The following is a 16,094-nucleotide window of genomic DNA, read 5'->3' as shown; positions in this document are numbered from 1 at the left end:
ATATTTTTACCGAATATGCCTTTTCTCCTCTGTTTTCAAACCCTTAGACGTTTTGACACTCGGAACTTCCGTTATAAGCAGAATAAAACTACCGCTAAAATGTGACATGACACCAACCTTGCAACATATGCGACTACTTCTACTTTTCTTTTTATGACCTTTAAGTTATATCATTACAACTTATCAGACAACTCTATTGTTTTTGTTGCCAATGGAACTCTTTTCACCAAATCATTAAGCTCTTCCCGCTCTCGTATTAACTCAATCTTTCCGTCTTTGCTTATTAAAACCTCAGCTGGTTTTACAAAACCGCCATAATTTGATGACATGGTATAACCATAAGCCCCTGCATCCATTATTAGCAGAATATCATCAACATTTGTATCCTCATCCAGATACTCAAAATCCTGCGAATTCATATTTTTCCTGATAAAATCACTTACAGCCATACTGCAACCCACAATATGTATTTTACTAGTCTTTTTGAAATATGTTCCTTTTGATGTGTGTGCACCGCCGGGAATTATTATAACTTTATGTTTTGCCTTATCTTTGTATATAAACGGCCTGGCAAAAACACTATAGCTGGTATCTGTTACTAAAAAGTGATTATTCTTTTCGTCTTTTTTATCAATTATTTTTGTTACTAATACGGCGGATGGCGCTATAATATACGCTCCGGGTTCAATGTAAACACTTTTATTGCTCCGGGTCTTTGATAGTAAAGCGGTTAATTTGCTACTCAATTTTTTAAAATCAAATTCCCTGACTCCTTTGTGATCATAAGGAATTCCAAAGCCGCCTCCAATATTTATAAAATCAAAGCTAATCTGATGTTCATTTTCATACTCTGCTAAAACTTCAAACAATCTTTTAATAACCGAGAAATATGTGTTTTCTTCCTTAGAAGTTATATTTGCTCCAATATATGTGTATATTCCTTTTATTCTTTTTTCTATCTTTTTATCTTTAAATAATTTGAAAACTGTTTCAAAGTTTTCTTCAGGAATTCCCATTCTGGATGATTGGCCTAAATAATCTGCAAAGTTATCTGTATTTATCTTGTTTGGCAACAGATCATCGTTTAATTTTATTCGAAAGCCATATTTGATTTTACTTAGCCATGGATATTTTATAATGCCCTCAGTAGTTAACTTTGCAGTGTTTTCAGTAATTAACTTAGCCTGATTAATGCTGTTAACCATTATTATAGGATACTCATCATCAGAAACAGCTCTAAAGTTTCTATCAAAAATGTCTAAATCATCTTCTGTTAAACCAATAAAAGAAAGTATCATCTCATGATTTTTTGCTCCTGCTTGTGTTGCACAGTAATACTCACCCTGAGATGTAACAACAAATCCGTCAATACCACTATTACGTATGCTTTTTAGTATATAAGGATTTGAATTGCTAAGAAGTGAAAAAAATATTTTAATCTCATTGTTTTTAACTTCAGGCGTATTCATTACTTGTTTTTTGATACATTTAATTCTTCTGTTTATAAGTTCTTCTGAATAAATATAAGCCGGTGTGGTGGTTGCTGAAATTATTTTTTGTATAAGTTCTTTACTATTCCTCCAATGTTGGTGGCACTCTCCGCACAAAGGTATAGTGTTTGAATTAGAAACTCTATTGGAAGAACTGTCCATTACAAAGACCTCACTTGTTTTTAGTTTCCAATTTTCCTTTGAACCAAAGATTGCAAAGATTGCAAAATAAATCAGGTTGGGTGGTGAGTTCATATGACACACAGAAAAATGAAAAGACATTTAACAAAACCGTATTGTTTTTTGTCATTTTTACTCCCTCCATTTTGTGTACAACACCTCGGAAACTCCAACCCTTTATTACAATAATTAAAAATATAATCAAATGTAGCTGAATCATTAAGTAGGCGAACTTAACACTTCTTACGTTAGTACCTTTATACCGTTCTTTCGGCATAGCTAAAAATTTTTAACTAAATATCTCTCATAGATTGTATCGCAAATTTTATGCCATATGATATAAAACATGATTATATTGAAGGCTCTTGCGTTACATGCTTTTGTTTATAGATTAATATACACTACAATGTGAAATATTTGCACATAAACTGTAATATCAAGTTGTATTCAATCGTCTAACTTCGTTGGCTTTGTCACAAGCTCCGGGGCGTACTCTCCCCTAAAGGTGAATCCCCTGTAAGGGGAGGCGTCGCTTGCTCCCAGCCGCCTGTGTTTACTTCTGACTAGCAACTTGGTATAACCTGTAAATCCTGTACAAAAATTACATTGCACAAATTTAATATAATAGTGTCAGCTAAATCAGAGTATTATTTTTTAAAAACATCTTTTTCACCTCTGGAAATCTGTCAAGAATATCAGGATAATCCTGCAAAAACTTCTTTACTCTCCTGGTCAATTTAAATCTATCATTATAAAGCAATTCTGATGCCAATGTTTTTTTCCATACAGATTTTTTTAATGCTCTTTCGATTAATTCTATTTCCTTTTCGGCTGAGACCCTGATAACGTCATCATTACTCTCTTGACCTACACTGTTTTCATAATTTATTAAAAATTGAGATAAGTGCCTTATAGTTATCTGCTTAGCAGCCTCAAGTTTACATCTTATAGCAGCACTCTCAACAACAGCCTTTAATTCTCTCACATTACCTAACCATTTATGATTTAACATTAAGTTAACGGCTGTTTCAGAAAAACTATTTGCAGTTGTTCTACCCTTGCCATAAAGCAGGTGTAAGAAATAGTTAGCTAACAATGTAATATCGTTAGGCCTTTGACGCAACGGAGGTAAAACTATCTCAAATACATTTAGCCTGTAATAGAAATCCTTCCTGAATTTTTGCTCTTTTATCAATTCCTCTAATGGTTGATTTGTTGCGGTTATGACTTGTACATCTACCTCAATTTCTTTTGTGCCTCCCATTCTTCTGAACTTTTTATTATCCATTACCCTGAGCAGTTTCACCTGCAAATCTAAAGGAAGTTCCCCTATTTCATCTATAAACAACATGCCTTTGTGGGCCTGCTCAAAATATCCCAGGTGTTTGTCGGTGGCTCCGGTAAAAGCTCCCTTTTCGTGGCCGAATATTTCTGATATGATGGTCTCTGTGTTCATATCCGTAAGGGCCACGCTTATAAACGGTCCGTCTTTTCTTATCCCTGATTTATGTATCGCCCGTGCTACAAGTTCCTTGCCTGTGCCGGTTTCACCTCTTATCAAAACCGTGGTTTCCCCATCCTGAGCAACAAGGTCTATTGTTTTTCTTATTTGATGTATTTGGGGGTCCTCACCTATTAACTCTTCTTTTCCAATTTTAGATTCTAAATTCTTAATTTTTCTCTCTGTCAAGGCTTCTCTTATGGTGTGTTGAATTGTTAATTTTAATTCGTTGGGTGATATTCTTTTTTCTATAAATGTCCTGGCTCCCTTTTTTAATGCTGTCACCGCCGTTGCGATATCACCATACCCTGACATTACTATTACAGCCGTTGTGCTATCCTCTTCCATTATATAATCCAACAGATCGAGCCCTTCTTTTTCCTCTTTCAAACGTAGGTCAAGCAAGATTAAATCATACTTATGCGGTCTGAATTTCTTTCCAAATTCGTTTTTTGTATGAACGACGTCTATAGCGCCTATATCGCCTAACTGCTTCTTCAGGCCAAGGGCATATTCCTTATCGTCATCTACTATTAATATGTTCGGGTTTTGTACATCCATGTGCAATATTAGCACAATTGCACTTTTTTTCAACAGTGTAAAAAAATTTTGCCGGCATATTTGCTTAGGGTCTATAAAGATACACATACTTCTGTGTTGGCGGCGTAAAGATACCTAACACCTTAAATACCATCTTAGAGGGTTATATCTTAATTCCACTTATATAGTACAGGATTTCCCCAAAAAATTTAAGGGCTTGTTCCATAGCGGCTTAAAGAACTGTATTGATGTTTCCACCTGTTTAAAGTTTCAGGATTATCGGTTACTTTAAATATGTGGTATCTGTTTGCAGATGTGGCATAAGATTCAATCTCTATGATGTATTTCCAGTTTGAGAAAAGTTCAGGGTGTGGTGTTGTGGTTAAAATCGTGGTAAAGTTGTATTTTTTTAAAAATGCCGCCATCTCAGGTGTGTATTTCTCGCACAGCATAAAACCTTTTCGGTTTGCATAGTATAAAATCTTTGGATACCAATCAGGACCTGTAATTATTGTATATTCATTTTCGGTGGTGATTAATTTTAGGAAATCAGAGATGGTGCGTTTAGTTTGATATTTGTTTTGAGTGAGAGGAAAAGTTAGTTCAGCCACAAATTTTGGAAACACAGTTAATGTGATAAAAACAACAGTGATAAAAACAACAATACTATTTCTTCTTGTGAATTTATAAAAAAAAGCATAGAGAGATATTCCAATCATTATAGAAACTAGGGGGCTTATTGCCATCAGGTAATAGTTATGAATTGTATAGAGATTGAAAAAAACGATTATTACAAAAAAAGAACCGGATAGAGTACTGAAAAACAACAATGCAGTTTCTTTACGATGCTTCAGAGCGTACAAAATACCGAAAGGTAAGAAACAGACTAAATAAGCAGGCACCATAACGTGTAAATAATCTTTAATTCTAAGCCAGTTTTTGATTTCAAGCCTTTGTTTGAAAGTGCCGTAGTTCCAGTGAGCCATGTTTTTTGAAGTCAACCACGAAGTAAATGGTGATGAGTTCTTAACATAGTCGGCGTACATTACCCATGAGTAACCGGCAACAAAAGGGATTATGAAGATAATAAGTAAAAAAGCAAAAAATCTTTTGTTTTTTTTTAATGATATATTTAAAAACAGCTCTGCGGTATCATCATTGCCTTTAATAAAAAAATATATTACCAAAAAAATCATTAAAGGGAGAAAAGCAAAAACCGTGGTGATTTTAGTTAAATATGCAAAGATCCCAAATAGAGTCGAAAGATAAAAAAAGGACAGTTTGTCCTGTTTTTTTAGCCACTGGATAAAAAACAGTAAGTAACCCAGGGAAAATGCAACAGAGCAATAGTCAATCATACAAGTACGGCTCCAGTATATATTAAAAGGATTAAACAGGTAGTAAAACAGGATAAAAACAGGTAGTTGTTTTTCCTTAAAAACAAGTTTTGTAATCAGGTACAGGTATAACACTGATATATAAAAATAAAAAATACCGGTAATTCGACCGGCAAGATCAATATTGCTAATACCCAATTTCATTAACAATGCTGCGGTTAACTGAAAAGTTGGAAACTCAAATGGTATTTGCCATGGGGGGCCAAACAGAGGTGTTTCATAATTAAAGATTTTAATTCCTTCCATCACAAAATTCCGGATGGTTAGTGCTGTTTGAGTTTGTCTGTACGCATGGCTCTCAGTGATTGGTGAATTAATATTAACAAGTCTTATTGCAAGGGATAAAACAATAAAAAACCAAAACACAATTGTTGTGGTCTTGTCTTTGAGTTTAAAACTATTGTGCAATGTCAGTTTCTCCTGAAGCCTTAACTTAGTATCTCATATTTTATAAGGTTTGTCAATAAAAGTGTGGATCCCCAAAATGAGACAATCAGTTAAAATAGAGCTGGTTGTAATTATAGGAGGAAAGTAGATGAAAAACATTTGACAAAAAGCGATAAATATTATTAATCTTGTTGGTTAAATATGTGAAAATCTTAAAGAATAAGGATATAAGCAATATATGCAGCTAATATATCTGGACAATAACGCAACTACGATGGTTGCCCCTGAGGTAAAGGCCGCAATGCTTCCGTGGTTGGAGCAGCACTATGGGAATCCCTCAAGTGCCTACTCTTTTGCACGCAGCGTCTCAGAAGCCATAGAGCAGGCGCGCTCTCAGGTTGCCTCATTAATCGGCGCTAAACCGTCGGAGATAGTCTTTACAAGCTGCGGGACTGAAAGTGACAACACCGCAATTGCCTCCGCCCTGAGTGCCAATCCCATGAAAAAACACATAATTACAACAATGGTCGAACACCCCGCCGTGTTTAAATACTGTGCTCTTATGGAAACACGGGGTTACAAAGTGTCGTACTTACCTGTTGATTCCTTTGGCAGGTTAAATGTAAATGATTTGCATGCAGTAATTTCCCCTATAGATACGGCACTGGTCTCTGTAATGTTTGCTAACAACGAAACAGGTGTACTCTTCCCAATTAAGGACATTGGCCGGCTGCTCAGAGGGCAGGGTATAATTTTTCACTCAGATGCAGTGCAGGCTGCCGGAAAAATCCCAATAAATGTTAAGGAATTAAACCTTGACATGCTTTCCCTCTCCGGGCACAAACTCCATGCACCAAAAGGTATAGGCGCTCTCTATGTAAGGGAAGGACTGCCGTATCAACCGTTAATAATCGGGGGACATCAGGAAAACGGCAGACGTGCCGGCACGGAAAACGTTGCTTCCATAGTTGGCCTTGGTGTTGCCTGCCAATTAGCGGAAAGGTTAATTTCAGAAGAGGCCGCTTATCTGGCGAAGTTACGCAATAAGATTGAGGATGTACTTTTACGGGATTGCCCGGGCAACATGGTAAACGGCGACAGAGATAACCGCCTTCCTAACACTACTAACCTGAGCTTTGAGTACGTTGACGGCGAGGCCATCCTTATGATGCTTGATATGCAAAATATCTGTGTCTCCACAGGCTCAGCCTGCTCTTCAGGCTCCTCTGAGCCCAGCCGCATACTTAGCGCTATGAATGTCCCCCCTACAGCCATACACGGCTCACTGCGATTATCCCTTAGCCGCTATAACACTGAGTCAGAAATTGACACCGCACTTAATGCCATCACCACTGTGGTCAAAAAACTAAGAGCTATATCTCCTTTTGTTTAAAGACTTTAACCACGGCTTTGTTCTATACTAAACTGTGTTGCTTGTTTAAGAATAATACGACAGAGGTAATATGACAATAGTGCTGGTGGCAGGGGCAAGGCCTAATTTTATGAAAATCGCCCCACTTATCCATGAGTTGAATAAACTTGAGTTCTGCGATTATATACTGGTACACACCGGGCAGCACTATGATTTTCAAATGTCAAGGGTGTTCTTTGAGGAGTTTAAAATACCGGAGCCGGATTACTTTTTAAATGTGGGACCGGGAAGCCATGCAGTACAGACGGCTAAAATCATGATAGAGTTTGAACGTGTTTGCCTTAGCGAACTTCCGGAAATAATTGTGGTGGTCGGAGATGTTAACTCTACACTTGCCTGTGCTCTGGTAGCAAAAAAACTCAACTTAAGAGCTGCTCACATAGAGGCTGGACTAAGAAGCGGTGATATGGCTATGCCTGAGGAAATAAACAGGATTGTCACTGATTCCATTTCCGATTATCTGTTTGTATCGGAAAAAAGCGGTGTTACCAATTTAAAGAGAGAAGGGAAGGGGGATGCCCAGATTTTTTTTGTTGGAAATATCATGATTGACACTCTGTTTCACCAACTTGATAATCTTAAAAGAGCCGGAGTAAACGTTTCATCAACTACTGAAAAAGAGAAGTACGGGGTCGTTACCCTGCACCGGCCCTCCAATGTTGATAACAAAGAGGTTTGCACTGACATTGTCAATTGTCTTATTGAAATCTCAGAGGATATGGAACTGATTTTTCCGGTTCATCCGCGAACAAAAAAGAATTTAGATGATTTTGGTCTCACAGAAATAATACTAAAAAACTCTGATATACATTTAAAGCCTCCTTTGTCTTACAGTGAGTTTCTCGGCTTCTGGAAAGATGCCGCCGTTGTGTTTACCGACAGCGGCGGACTTCAGGAGGAAACTACCGCTTTAGGCATACCGTGTTTTACACTCAGGGATAATACCGAACGCCCAATAACCACTGAAATAGGCACTAACATAATCGTTGGCAATAAAAAGGACTCAATTATGGCGGCTTACGCCGATTTTAAAGCCGGAAGGTTAAAAACAGGTTCAGTGCCTGAGCTCTGGGACGGTAAAACAGCTCAAAGGATTGCAAAAATATTGATAGATAAGTTATGATTACATAGTATCGGCTGACACTGTATGAGTTGTTGCGCCTGTGGTAAAAATGTTAAAAGTCCAAAGTGGTTTTCAAAAGTTATTTCAGGCCGTTGAATAGTTCAGGAGGTGTAGAGTGTTTTTGCGTGAAAGAATTTTAAATGAAATTCCAAAGATACTAACTGTGGCCTTTACACTGCGCTATCTCAAACCCGTTCAAATTTATGGACGGGCCCTGTATATTCTTAAAAGGCAATTCTATCGCATCAACGGCCTTACGGTAGTGTGCAACAAAGCTGCAAAACTTAAACCTGCACTTGAAAAACTTCAGGAAACCACTATTACTTTCAGCTTTTTAAATATTAAGGAAACGTACCCGGTTACTTCCATAAACTGGATGGACAGGACAAAGGAAAAACTCTGGCGATACAACCTGCACTACTTTGATTTTCTTTTGATAAATAACAATTCCAATGGAAAAGAAAATGAAAAACTATATGTGCTCCTTGACTGGATTGAAAATAACGCTGATGACGCTGCCGAGGCATGGGAGCCGTTTGTTATTTCAAGGAGGGTTGTTAACTGGATAAAGTGGCTTACAGATTTAAAGTATAACTTTAATAATGATGATGAAATCAGGCGGTTAATATACGAATCCATCTATATGCAGTGTAAGCGGCTGTATCATGACATAGAGTATCACATTCAGGCAAACCATCTTTTTGAAAATCTGAAAGCTCTCTTTATAACGGCGGTATTTTTAATAGAAAAAGGCTATAAAGTAAGCTATTTTTTAAATAAGATGATTTTTAGTGCCGGTGAATTGATAATTGAGATTAACGAGCAGATATTTGACGACGGTGCCCACTATGAATCAACCCCCATGTACCATCAACAAATTCTATCAGGCATGATAGAAATCCACATGGTGGCGGAGAGGGCTCTGGAGATGGAAAATTTAGATTTCAGACAAATGGCAACAGTTGAACAATTGCACTGCCTGTGCAGTGCAAGGATTGAAAAAATGAGACGCTGGCTCTCTTTTATGCTACATCCCGATGGTAAATTATCCCTCTTCAACGACACATCACTCATAAAACCTAAAGAGCTGGATGAGGAACACGAACTGCTTAAATATACGGATGGTTTTGAATATTTTGAAAATTCAGGTTATTTTATCAGACATTGGGCAGGCGGATTTTATTTTATCATAGACTCAGGCAACCCCTCTCCCGGGTATCAACCCGGACATTCACACTGTGATTGCATGTCCTATGAGGTTTCACTTGCCGGCCAAAGGGTGATTGTTGACTCAGGGGTCGGCTCATACCAAAACCCTCAAATCAGAGCCTACTGCAGGGCTACCGCAGCCCACAATGTGCCCATGATTGAGGGTGTTGAGCAGTCTGAAATATGGGGGTTTTTTAGAATGGGCAGGCGCTCCGGAATTTTAGAAAGAAGTTATAATGTCAGGGCTGACACATTTTCTTGCTCGATGGCCGATTTTAGCGGAAATATTTTTGAAAGAAAGGTGGTTTTTGAAAAATATTCCTTAACGGTTACCGATACTCTTAAAAAACGAATCTCTGCCGGTGGGTTTAAAACCCTGATACATATACACCCTGATGTGTCAGTCAGATTGGAGGACAATAATAAGTTTCTTCTTTCAACTTCAAAGATTGTCTTTAATATTTTGTCTGACAATACTCTCAGCGTGCAACAGTCAAAGTATTATCCTGAATTCGGAATGGAATTGAACAACAACGTTATTATTGCGGAGCAAAATAACGGTAACACAATAAGTTATCAAATTAACTTTTAAAAGATAAACGTATAGCTTTAACAAACTTAATGAAGATACTTTTTTTTTCAGAGAATTTTCCACCTGAAGTAAATGCCGCCTCAACACGTGTGTATGAGCGCGCCTGCTATTGGGTTAAATGGGGGCATGACGTAACTGTGATAACCTGTGCTCCCAACTTTCCTCAGGGAAAGCTCTACAGCGGGTACAAAAACAAATGGCATCAGGTTGAGTATATCAACGGAATAAGAGTAGTGCGCGTCAAGACCTTTATCAGTAAAAATGAGGGTATAGCGCTACGAACGCTTGATTTCCTGTCGTTTAACATTACCGGTGTGGTGGCTGCTCTTTTTGAAGAAAAACCTGATGTTGCGATTTCGACCTCCCCGCAGTTTTTTGCGGCGGTGGCCGGATGGATGGTGTCGGAGGCAAAGGGAGTGCCGTTTATTTTTGAACTGGGTGATCTCTGGCCTGCCTCAATTGCCGCCGTTGGAGTTATAAAAGGAGAAAGTGTCTTGTTAAAAATGGTTGAAAAACTTGAACTCTATCTCTATGACAGGGCGGCACATGTGGTGTCTTTGACAAATTCATTTAAAGATGACCTCATACGCAGAAACGTCCCTGAAGATAAGATAACTGTGGTGATTAATGGGGTTGACTTACCGCGTTATAAGCCTATGCCTAAGGAGCCTGAGCTAACGAGTGCTCTTGGGTTTGAGGGGAAATTTGTCCTGGGTTATATAGGCACACAGGGCGCCGCACACGGCCTTGAAAATGCAATAGATGCAGCAGAGATTTTAAGAGATAACCACGAGATTTGTTTTTTATTTGTAGGAACAGGCTCTGAGCACGAAAAAATTAAAGTAAAAGTTGAGCAATTAAAGCTTTCAACAAATGTGCGTTTTGTGCCGCCTCAGCCTAAGGATGAGATGCCAAAATACTGGAGCCTCTGCGATGCAGCCCTTGTGCACTTAAAAGACTCAGATGTGTTTAAGACTGTGATACCATCAAAGATGTTTGAAGCTATGGGAATGGGGCTTCCTCTTATGGTTGTCTCCCCGCAAGGTGAGGCATCTGCTATTGTGGAAAGGGAAAATTGCGGGGTGTGGGTTCCGGCAGGAAATCCGCAACTCTTTGCTGAGAAAATCCTATTTTTGAAAGAAACCCCTGAGCAGTTGAGGAGTCTTTCCGTTAACAGCCTTGATGCTTCAAAAAGATATACGAGAGAAATTCAGGCTGAAAAAATGATTAAGGTGATAGAAGACGTTGTAAAGGGGAGGGCGGTTAAATGAGGTTGAGCAGGGTTTTAGTGACAGGGGCAAACGGCTTTATAGGGCGTGCGGTGTGCCCTGTTTTAGAAAATGCAGGGTTTAATGTACGTGCGGCCGTAAGAAATCTAAATGATGAGGTAAGGGAGATTTTACCTGAGGTTAAAGATTTTTGCGAAATAAAAGACATCGGGCCTGATGCTGTCTTTGGGGATGCCTTAAACGGAGTTGATGTGGTTGTGCATCTTGCCGCACGGGTTCATGTGATGAAAGAGTCGGCAACGGACCCTCTTGTGGAATTCAGAAAAGTCAATACCATCGGTACAAAGAGATTGTATGAGGAGGCGATGGCAAACGGCGTAAAGAAGTTTATTTTCATAAGTACAGTTAAAGTAAATGGTGAGAGAACAACCTCTAAGCCCTTTACAGAACATGACAAACCCAAACCTCAGGACTCCTATTCCGTATCAAAGCTTGAGGCCGAGGAAATCCTTAACGAGCTGTGGGCGTCGGGCTCTCCCACGGCTGTTACCATATTTCGTATTCCACTGGTGTATGGCCCGTATGTTAAGGGAAATTTTCTGAGGCTTCTAAAAATAGCCTCTAAAGGCGTCCCGCTTCCTCTCAGAAGCGTCAACAACCGCAGAAGTATGCTCTATGTGGGAAACCTTGTCAGCGCCATAGAAACCGCTATACACGATTTAAACAAGGGGGTTAAAACCTTCATGGTAAGTGATGGGCAGGACGTATCAACGCCGGAGCTTTTAAGGATGATTTCAGGTGAGATGGGCAAATCCGCCTTACTGTTTCCCTTCCCTCCGGTATTGTTAAAATTAGCCGGAGTGCTAACCGGTAAAGGAGCTGAACTGGACAGGCTTTTGGGCTCTCTTACTGTCTCAAATTACAAGATAAAGCTTGAGCTTGGATGGACTCCACCGTATGAGATTTCCTACGGCATTAGAGACATGGTTGCATGGTTTAACAGAATAAACGATACCGTTACGGAATAGAAAATGATATTTTATGTTTCGGCGGCAATTAGCGCCCTGTTTGCTTTCCTGATTTGGAAGCATGGCTTCAGATTATCTCTTGTTGACATACCTAATGTCAGAAGTTCTCACGCAAGCCCAACACCCAGGGGCGGAGGAGTGGGAATTGCCGTTGCTCTTTTGGTCTCAGGATTAATTACGGTTGATAACTATTGGGTGGTGCTCGTGGTATTTGCAATGGGGGTTCTTGGTTTTTTAGAGGATATATTTAGTTTATCCACGCTGTTACGGTTGATAGTTCAACTAACACTTTCGATATTTATGGTATATTTAACCCTTGGCATCCCACACACACCTGTTGAGATTTTACTTCTTATCTTTTGGTGTATTTTTTTGACGGCAACGGCAAACTTCTATAATTTCATGGACGGTATAAACGGTATAGCGGGAGTTACCGGAGTAGTGGGTTTTCTTTTTATGGCCATAATTGCTTTTTTAGGTGTAAAAGCGTATGAGGTAGGTTTTCTTGCAGTGATACTTTGCGGGGCTTGTGCCGGATTTTTACCGTTTAATTTCCCAAAGGGCAGGGTGTTTATGGGCGATGTTGGAAGTCTTCTTCTTGGTTTTGCATTTGCCGCTATGGTTATGAAAATGTCAACATCTCCAGGGACATTTATATGTCTGTCAATGCTGCTTTGCACCTTCTATGCCGACAGTGTTGTGACTATTTATTATCGTTTACGTTTAGGGGAAAATCTGACAAAGGCGCACCGGCGCCATCTTTATCAGTACCTGAGTAACGAACAAGGCATCCCCCAATGGAAAGTCACCACCCTCTATGCTTTGGTGCAATTTATAGCAGGTATCGTTGCCCTGTCTCTGTTAAAAGGACAGTTACGTTGGCAGGCGGGTTACCTGTTGGTATTTTTTCTGATATTTTTAATGGCATATTATGGGATAAAAAAGGGGCATCATGGTAAAAAGTGATAATCATAAATGCTAAAAATTTATTTGAACAGGAAGGGGTATAATACCCCTTCAACGGGGGTTTAGCAGGCCAAGGTTATAGGCTGCTTCCTCGTAATCAGGCTTCAGTCTTAGCGCCTCTTCATATTGTCTTTTAGCCTCCTCAACTCTACCGGCACGGGCATAGGCTGTGCCCAGATTATTATGAGCCTCGGCAAAATCAGGCTTTAGTTTAGCCGCTATGGTGTATTGTTTAATCGAATCACTAAGATTTCCAATCTCATCGTAGCAATTTCCAAGATTATTATGAGCCTCGGCAAAATCAGGTTTTAGTGCAACAGCCCTTTGATAGTGTTTCAGTGCCTCCGGTAAACGCTGAAGTTTAAAGTACAAATTTCCAAGGTTGTTATGAGTTGCCTCATAATCGGGCTCTATACTCAAAGCCTTCAGGTACTGCTGATGTGCGGCATTAAAATTTCCCTCTGATTCAAACATCAAGGCAATGTTGTTAATAGCCTCCGGAAATTCACTCTTACAGGCAACTGCCTTTGCATAATACGAAAAAGCAAGCTGCCTGTCACCCCTTTTTTCATAAATACCGCCAAGATTGTTAAATGCCTCTGCAAAATCAGGTTTTAACCTGATTGCTTCCTTATACTCCAACTCAGCCAACTCAGGTTTTTTTAACTTTTCATAAGCTTTCCCCAGATTGTACCTTGCCTCATAGTACTGTGGTTTTAACCTTACAGCCTCAAGGTACTCTTTAAGAGCACCTTCCGTCTGCCCTGCGGCAAACAACGCATTTCCAAGATTATTGTGTGGACGGGCTTTGTTTGGACTTTTTTGTACCGTATCCTGCCACAGAGCCACTCTGTCTCTCCACAGAGAGTTTCTCGCATAGGTCAACACTGTCAGTGTTACCGTTAACAGAACTGCAGGCATAATGAAATATTTTCTGAAATCCAGATTTTTTTCATTTAATTTTACCGTCATGCAAGAAACCCCTGCAAACACCGACAAAAACAACCCAGCAGCAGGTAAATACAACCTGTGCTCAAAGATAACGTCAGCTATCGGCACTATGGAGGACTCCACTGAAAGAGCTAAAAGAAACCATAAAATTCCAAATCCGGCTATCCTTGTTATATGACCGGCTTTTCTGTATAAATAAACAGACAATGCCAACAGTCCGAAAAGCAGTAAAAAAGAAGACACAACCCTGAAATCAAAGAAACTGTTAAAAATCGGGAAATCATAATCAAGATTCTGCCCTAACGGCAAAAACATAAGCCTTAAATATTGTACAATCACAGGGAATTGCGTAAAGAGATAGTCCCAGCGGGAAATTTCATCATAACTGGCCACAGATAGGCTCTCTGTCAACACACCTGTTTTAGCGGCGCCTCCATATAAAGTCAGCGGGATTATGGCTAGGGTTAAATAAAAAGGGGAAAGTTTCTTTAGTTTCTTTTTAATATCCTCTTGAAAAAATGAAAACTCAGTGAGAGTAAGCATAAAAGGCAATGTAAAAGCAGTTTCCTTTGTCTTCATAGCTAACACAGTGGAGATTAGAGCAAGTGCATAATAAAAAAACCTTTTTTTGGATTTATTTAGCTCTGTGGCCAGATAGAAAACCACTGCCGCCAGATAAAAAAGCGCCGAGAGGGAGGCAAGTCTTTGAACTATGTATGTGACCGCCTGTGTTTGAACCGGATGCAGAGCAAAAACTATCGCTGTGATAAATGGTAAATACTCATAGTGTTTACGAAATGCTGAAATAACCGGTGTGTCAAGTAACAGTTTTATCAAAATAAATACAAGTAGTGAGTTAATCAGATGCACTGTAATGTTAAAAACGTGGTAGCTGAAAACATCCGTACCAAAAAACCAATAGTTAAGTGCAAAGGTAAAATATCCGACAAATCGTGACTTAAACCCGTACTCCATAGTCCCTGATCCTACCCGCAATGGATTTATAAAATTCCTGTAGTCTTTAATCAGGGCATTATTAATGATGTTTCCTGCGTCATCCATATGAAAAGGAGCATCAAAGGTATTTGAGTAGGCAATCAGTGTTAAAACCAGGATTACCGCCGCCTGAACAAAGTGATTTCTTAGTAATTTCTCCAAGGCTTTCTTCATACCGCAATATTCTACAATTATACACTGATTTTTACTATTATACCAAATTGTATTCAATCGTCTAACTTCGTTGGCTTCTGGATAAATAAGTTTTGGGAAAATGCAAATGATAAAGAACGTACTTGGCTTGAAGTTGAGATGGGGCGGCATTTTCCTGAGTTCAAAGACTGGCTTAAAAAAAATCGGCAGAAATCTACAGAAGACAATACATCTGGTGCTGGAATTGATAAGCAATTTATTGCCTGACCTAAACGCCTCAAATTCCTGAAAAATAGCAAAAAACCAATCCCAAGTCCCTTTATTGTCAAGGGTTTTATGTCATTTCCATATATATTACAATATTTTGCATTAAAAAAAATAATGGTTGATTATCCATGCTGGATGGTAGTTTTCAAAAAAAGTTTGAAATGCTATAATTGCGTAGGATACTAAGGAGAGAGAGTAGGGGAAAGAAATGGCATGGGAATGTCCTAATTGTAAGAGAACCGGCCCGGACAGGATAGAGACGTGTCTGTGCGGGTATAATAGGGTTACGAAAGAAAATACAAAAGAGATTAAGAAAAAAGAGACACCGGAAGTAAAAGAAGAGCAAACAGAAATCATTGCCCCTCAGCAAAAGAATGAAGTACCTACGACTGAGACATTAGCAAAGAATATAAACAGGAAATTTACACGAAGTGAAAATATTGGTTTAATCGGCAGTCTAGGGAGAAGGGGAAGGTACAGAAGGGAAGGACTTAGATTGCCACAGGGCTAAAGCCCTTCGCAATGACGGATTTAGATATAGTCTTAATGGCACCCCCCGCCGTCATTGCGAGCGAAGCGAAGCAATCTCATTCTTTGAAGGGAACACTATATGGAAGGGCTTAGATTGCCACAGGGCTAAAGCCCTTCGCAAT

At 39.2% G+C, this 16,094-nt stretch carries 12 protein-coding genes; 8 read left to right on the top strand and 4 right to left on the bottom strand.

Annotated elements, in window-relative coordinates; translation table 11 throughout:
- Positions 1–173 precede the first annotated feature (173 nt).
- From H7844_12665 to H7844_12655, 3 genes are all read right to left on the bottom strand, one after another.
- Positions 174–1,745 carry a hypothetical protein gene (locus tag H7844_12665; GenBank protein MEO5358134.1) on the bottom strand — a complete coding sequence of 524 codons (1,572 nt, stop codon included), beginning with the start codon at positions 1,743–1,745 and terminating at the stop codon, positions 174–176.
- A 559-nt stretch (positions 1,746–2,304) separates the two neighbouring features.
- Positions 2,305–3,732: a sigma-54 dependent transcriptional regulator gene (locus tag H7844_12660; protein ID MEO5358133.1), complete on the bottom strand. Its 1,428-nt coding sequence runs from the start codon at positions 3,730–3,732 to the stop codon at positions 2,305–2,307.
- A 188-nt stretch (positions 3,733–3,920) separates the two neighbouring features.
- Entirely contained in the window at positions 3,921–5,516 is a 1,596-nt protein-coding gene (locus H7844_12655; protein MEO5358132.1) for a hypothetical protein, read from the bottom strand.
- Positions 5,517–5,733: 217 nt separating this feature from the next.
- Here H7844_12655 and nifS point away from each other — a divergent pair, with 217 nt between their 5' ends.
- The 6 genes from nifS (at position 5,734) to H7844_12625 (ending at position 13,074) form a co-directional block, all read left to right on the top strand.
- Positions 5,734–6,888 (top strand): cysteine desulfurase NifS, encoded by a 1,155-nt coding sequence (nifS, locus tag H7844_12650; protein MEO5358131.1) that lies wholly within the window; start codon positions 5,734–5,736, stop codon positions 6,886–6,888.
- 70 nt (positions 6,889–6,958) lie between these two features.
- Positions 6,959–8,050, top strand: coding sequence for a UDP-N-acetylglucosamine 2-epimerase (non-hydrolyzing) (gene wecB / locus H7844_12645; protein ID MEO5358130.1), 1,092 nt, complete (start codon positions 6,959–6,961; stop codon positions 8,048–8,050).
- A gap of 115 nt (positions 8,051–8,165) precedes the next feature.
- Entirely contained in the window at positions 8,166–9,851 is a 1,686-nt protein-coding gene (locus H7844_12640) for a heparinase II/III family protein (protein MEO5358129.1), read from the top strand.
- A 29-nt stretch (positions 9,852–9,880) separates the two neighbouring features.
- Positions 9,881–11,122, top strand: a complete 1,242-nt coding sequence (locus tag H7844_12635; protein ID MEO5358128.1) for a glycosyltransferase family 4 protein — start codon at positions 9,881–9,883, stop codon at positions 11,120–11,122.
- Complete coding sequence (locus H7844_12630) at positions 11,119–12,108, top strand: NAD-dependent epimerase/dehydratase family protein (protein MEO5358127.1); 990 nt, start codon at positions 11,119–11,121, stop codon at positions 12,106–12,108. Before H7844_12635 ends, H7844_12630 begins: the two co-directional genes overlap by 4 nt.
- Positions 12,109–12,111: 3 nt before the next feature.
- The gene (locus tag H7844_12625) at positions 12,112–13,074 is read left to right on the top strand and encodes a glycosyltransferase family 4 protein (protein ID MEO5358126.1); all 963 of its coding nucleotides are present in this window, start codon (positions 12,112–12,114) and stop codon (positions 13,072–13,074) included.
- A 51-nt stretch (positions 13,075–13,125) separates the two neighbouring features.
- Here H7844_12625 and H7844_12620 read toward each other — a convergent pair whose 3' ends face one another.
- Positions 13,126–15,195, bottom strand: coding sequence for a tetratricopeptide repeat protein (locus tag H7844_12620; GenBank protein ID MEO5358125.1), 2,070 nt, complete (start codon positions 15,193–15,195; stop codon positions 13,126–13,128).
- Between the two features lie 106 nt (positions 15,196–15,301).
- On the opposite strand from H7844_12620, the gene H7844_12615 reads away from it, so the two are divergent.
- Positions 15,302–15,463 carry a hypothetical protein gene (locus tag H7844_12615; GenBank protein ID MEO5358124.1) on the top strand — a complete coding sequence of 54 codons (162 nt, stop codon included), beginning with the start codon at positions 15,302–15,304 and terminating at the stop codon, positions 15,461–15,463.
- Positions 15,464–15,649: 186 nt separating this feature from the next.
- Positions 15,650–15,952 (top strand): hypothetical protein, encoded by a 303-nt coding sequence (locus H7844_12610; protein ID MEO5358123.1) that lies wholly within the window; start codon positions 15,650–15,652, stop codon positions 15,950–15,952.
- Positions 15,953–16,094: the final 142 nt, after the last annotated feature.

The sequence above is a fragment of the Nitrospirae bacterium YQR-1 genome, assembly GCA_039908095.1.
In the GTDB taxonomy this organism is placed as follows: Bacteria; Nitrospirota; Thermodesulfovibrionia; order Thermodesulfovibrionales; family Magnetobacteriaceae; genus Magnetomonas.
Note: the sequence above shows the minus strand (reverse complement) of the source record. Positions and strands in the feature narration are given on the sequence as shown.

What these genes read in the sequence shown, in the direction of transcription:
- H7844_12660 (MEO5358133.1), bottom strand. Translation starts at nt 3,732, where the DNA reads ATGGATGTACAAAACCCGAACATATTAATAGTAGATGACGATAAGGAA.
- wecB (MEO5358130.1), top strand. Translation starts at nt 6,959, where the DNA reads ATGACAATAGTGCTGGTGGCAGGGGCAAGGCCTAATTTTATGAAAATC.
- H7844_12610 (MEO5358123.1), top strand. Translation starts at nt 15,650, where the DNA reads ATGGCATGGGAATGTCCTAATTGTAAGAGAACCGGCCCGGACAGGATA.
- H7844_12630 (MEO5358127.1), top strand. Translation starts at nt 11,119, where the DNA reads ATGAGGTTGAGCAGGGTTTTAGTGACAGGGGCAAACGGCTTTATAGGG.
- H7844_12665 (MEO5358134.1), bottom strand. Translation starts at nt 1,745, where the DNA reads ATGAACTCACCACCCAACCTGATTTATTTTGCAATCTTTGCAATCTTT.
- H7844_12615 (MEO5358124.1), top strand. Translation starts at nt 15,302, where the DNA reads ATGATAAAGAACGTACTTGGCTTGAAGTTGAGATGGGGCGGCATTTTC.
- nifS (MEO5358131.1), top strand. Translation starts at nt 5,734, where the DNA reads ATGCAGCTAATATATCTGGACAATAACGCAACTACGATGGTTGCCCCT.
- H7844_12625 (MEO5358126.1), top strand. Translation starts at nt 12,112, where the DNA reads ATGATATTTTATGTTTCGGCGGCAATTAGCGCCCTGTTTGCTTTCCTG.
- H7844_12635 (MEO5358128.1), top strand. Translation starts at nt 9,881, where the DNA reads ATGAAGATACTTTTTTTTTCAGAGAATTTTCCACCTGAAGTAAATGCC.
- H7844_12620 (MEO5358125.1), bottom strand. Translation starts at nt 15,195, where the DNA reads ATGAAGAAAGCCTTGGAGAAATTACTAAGAAATCACTTTGTTCAGGCG.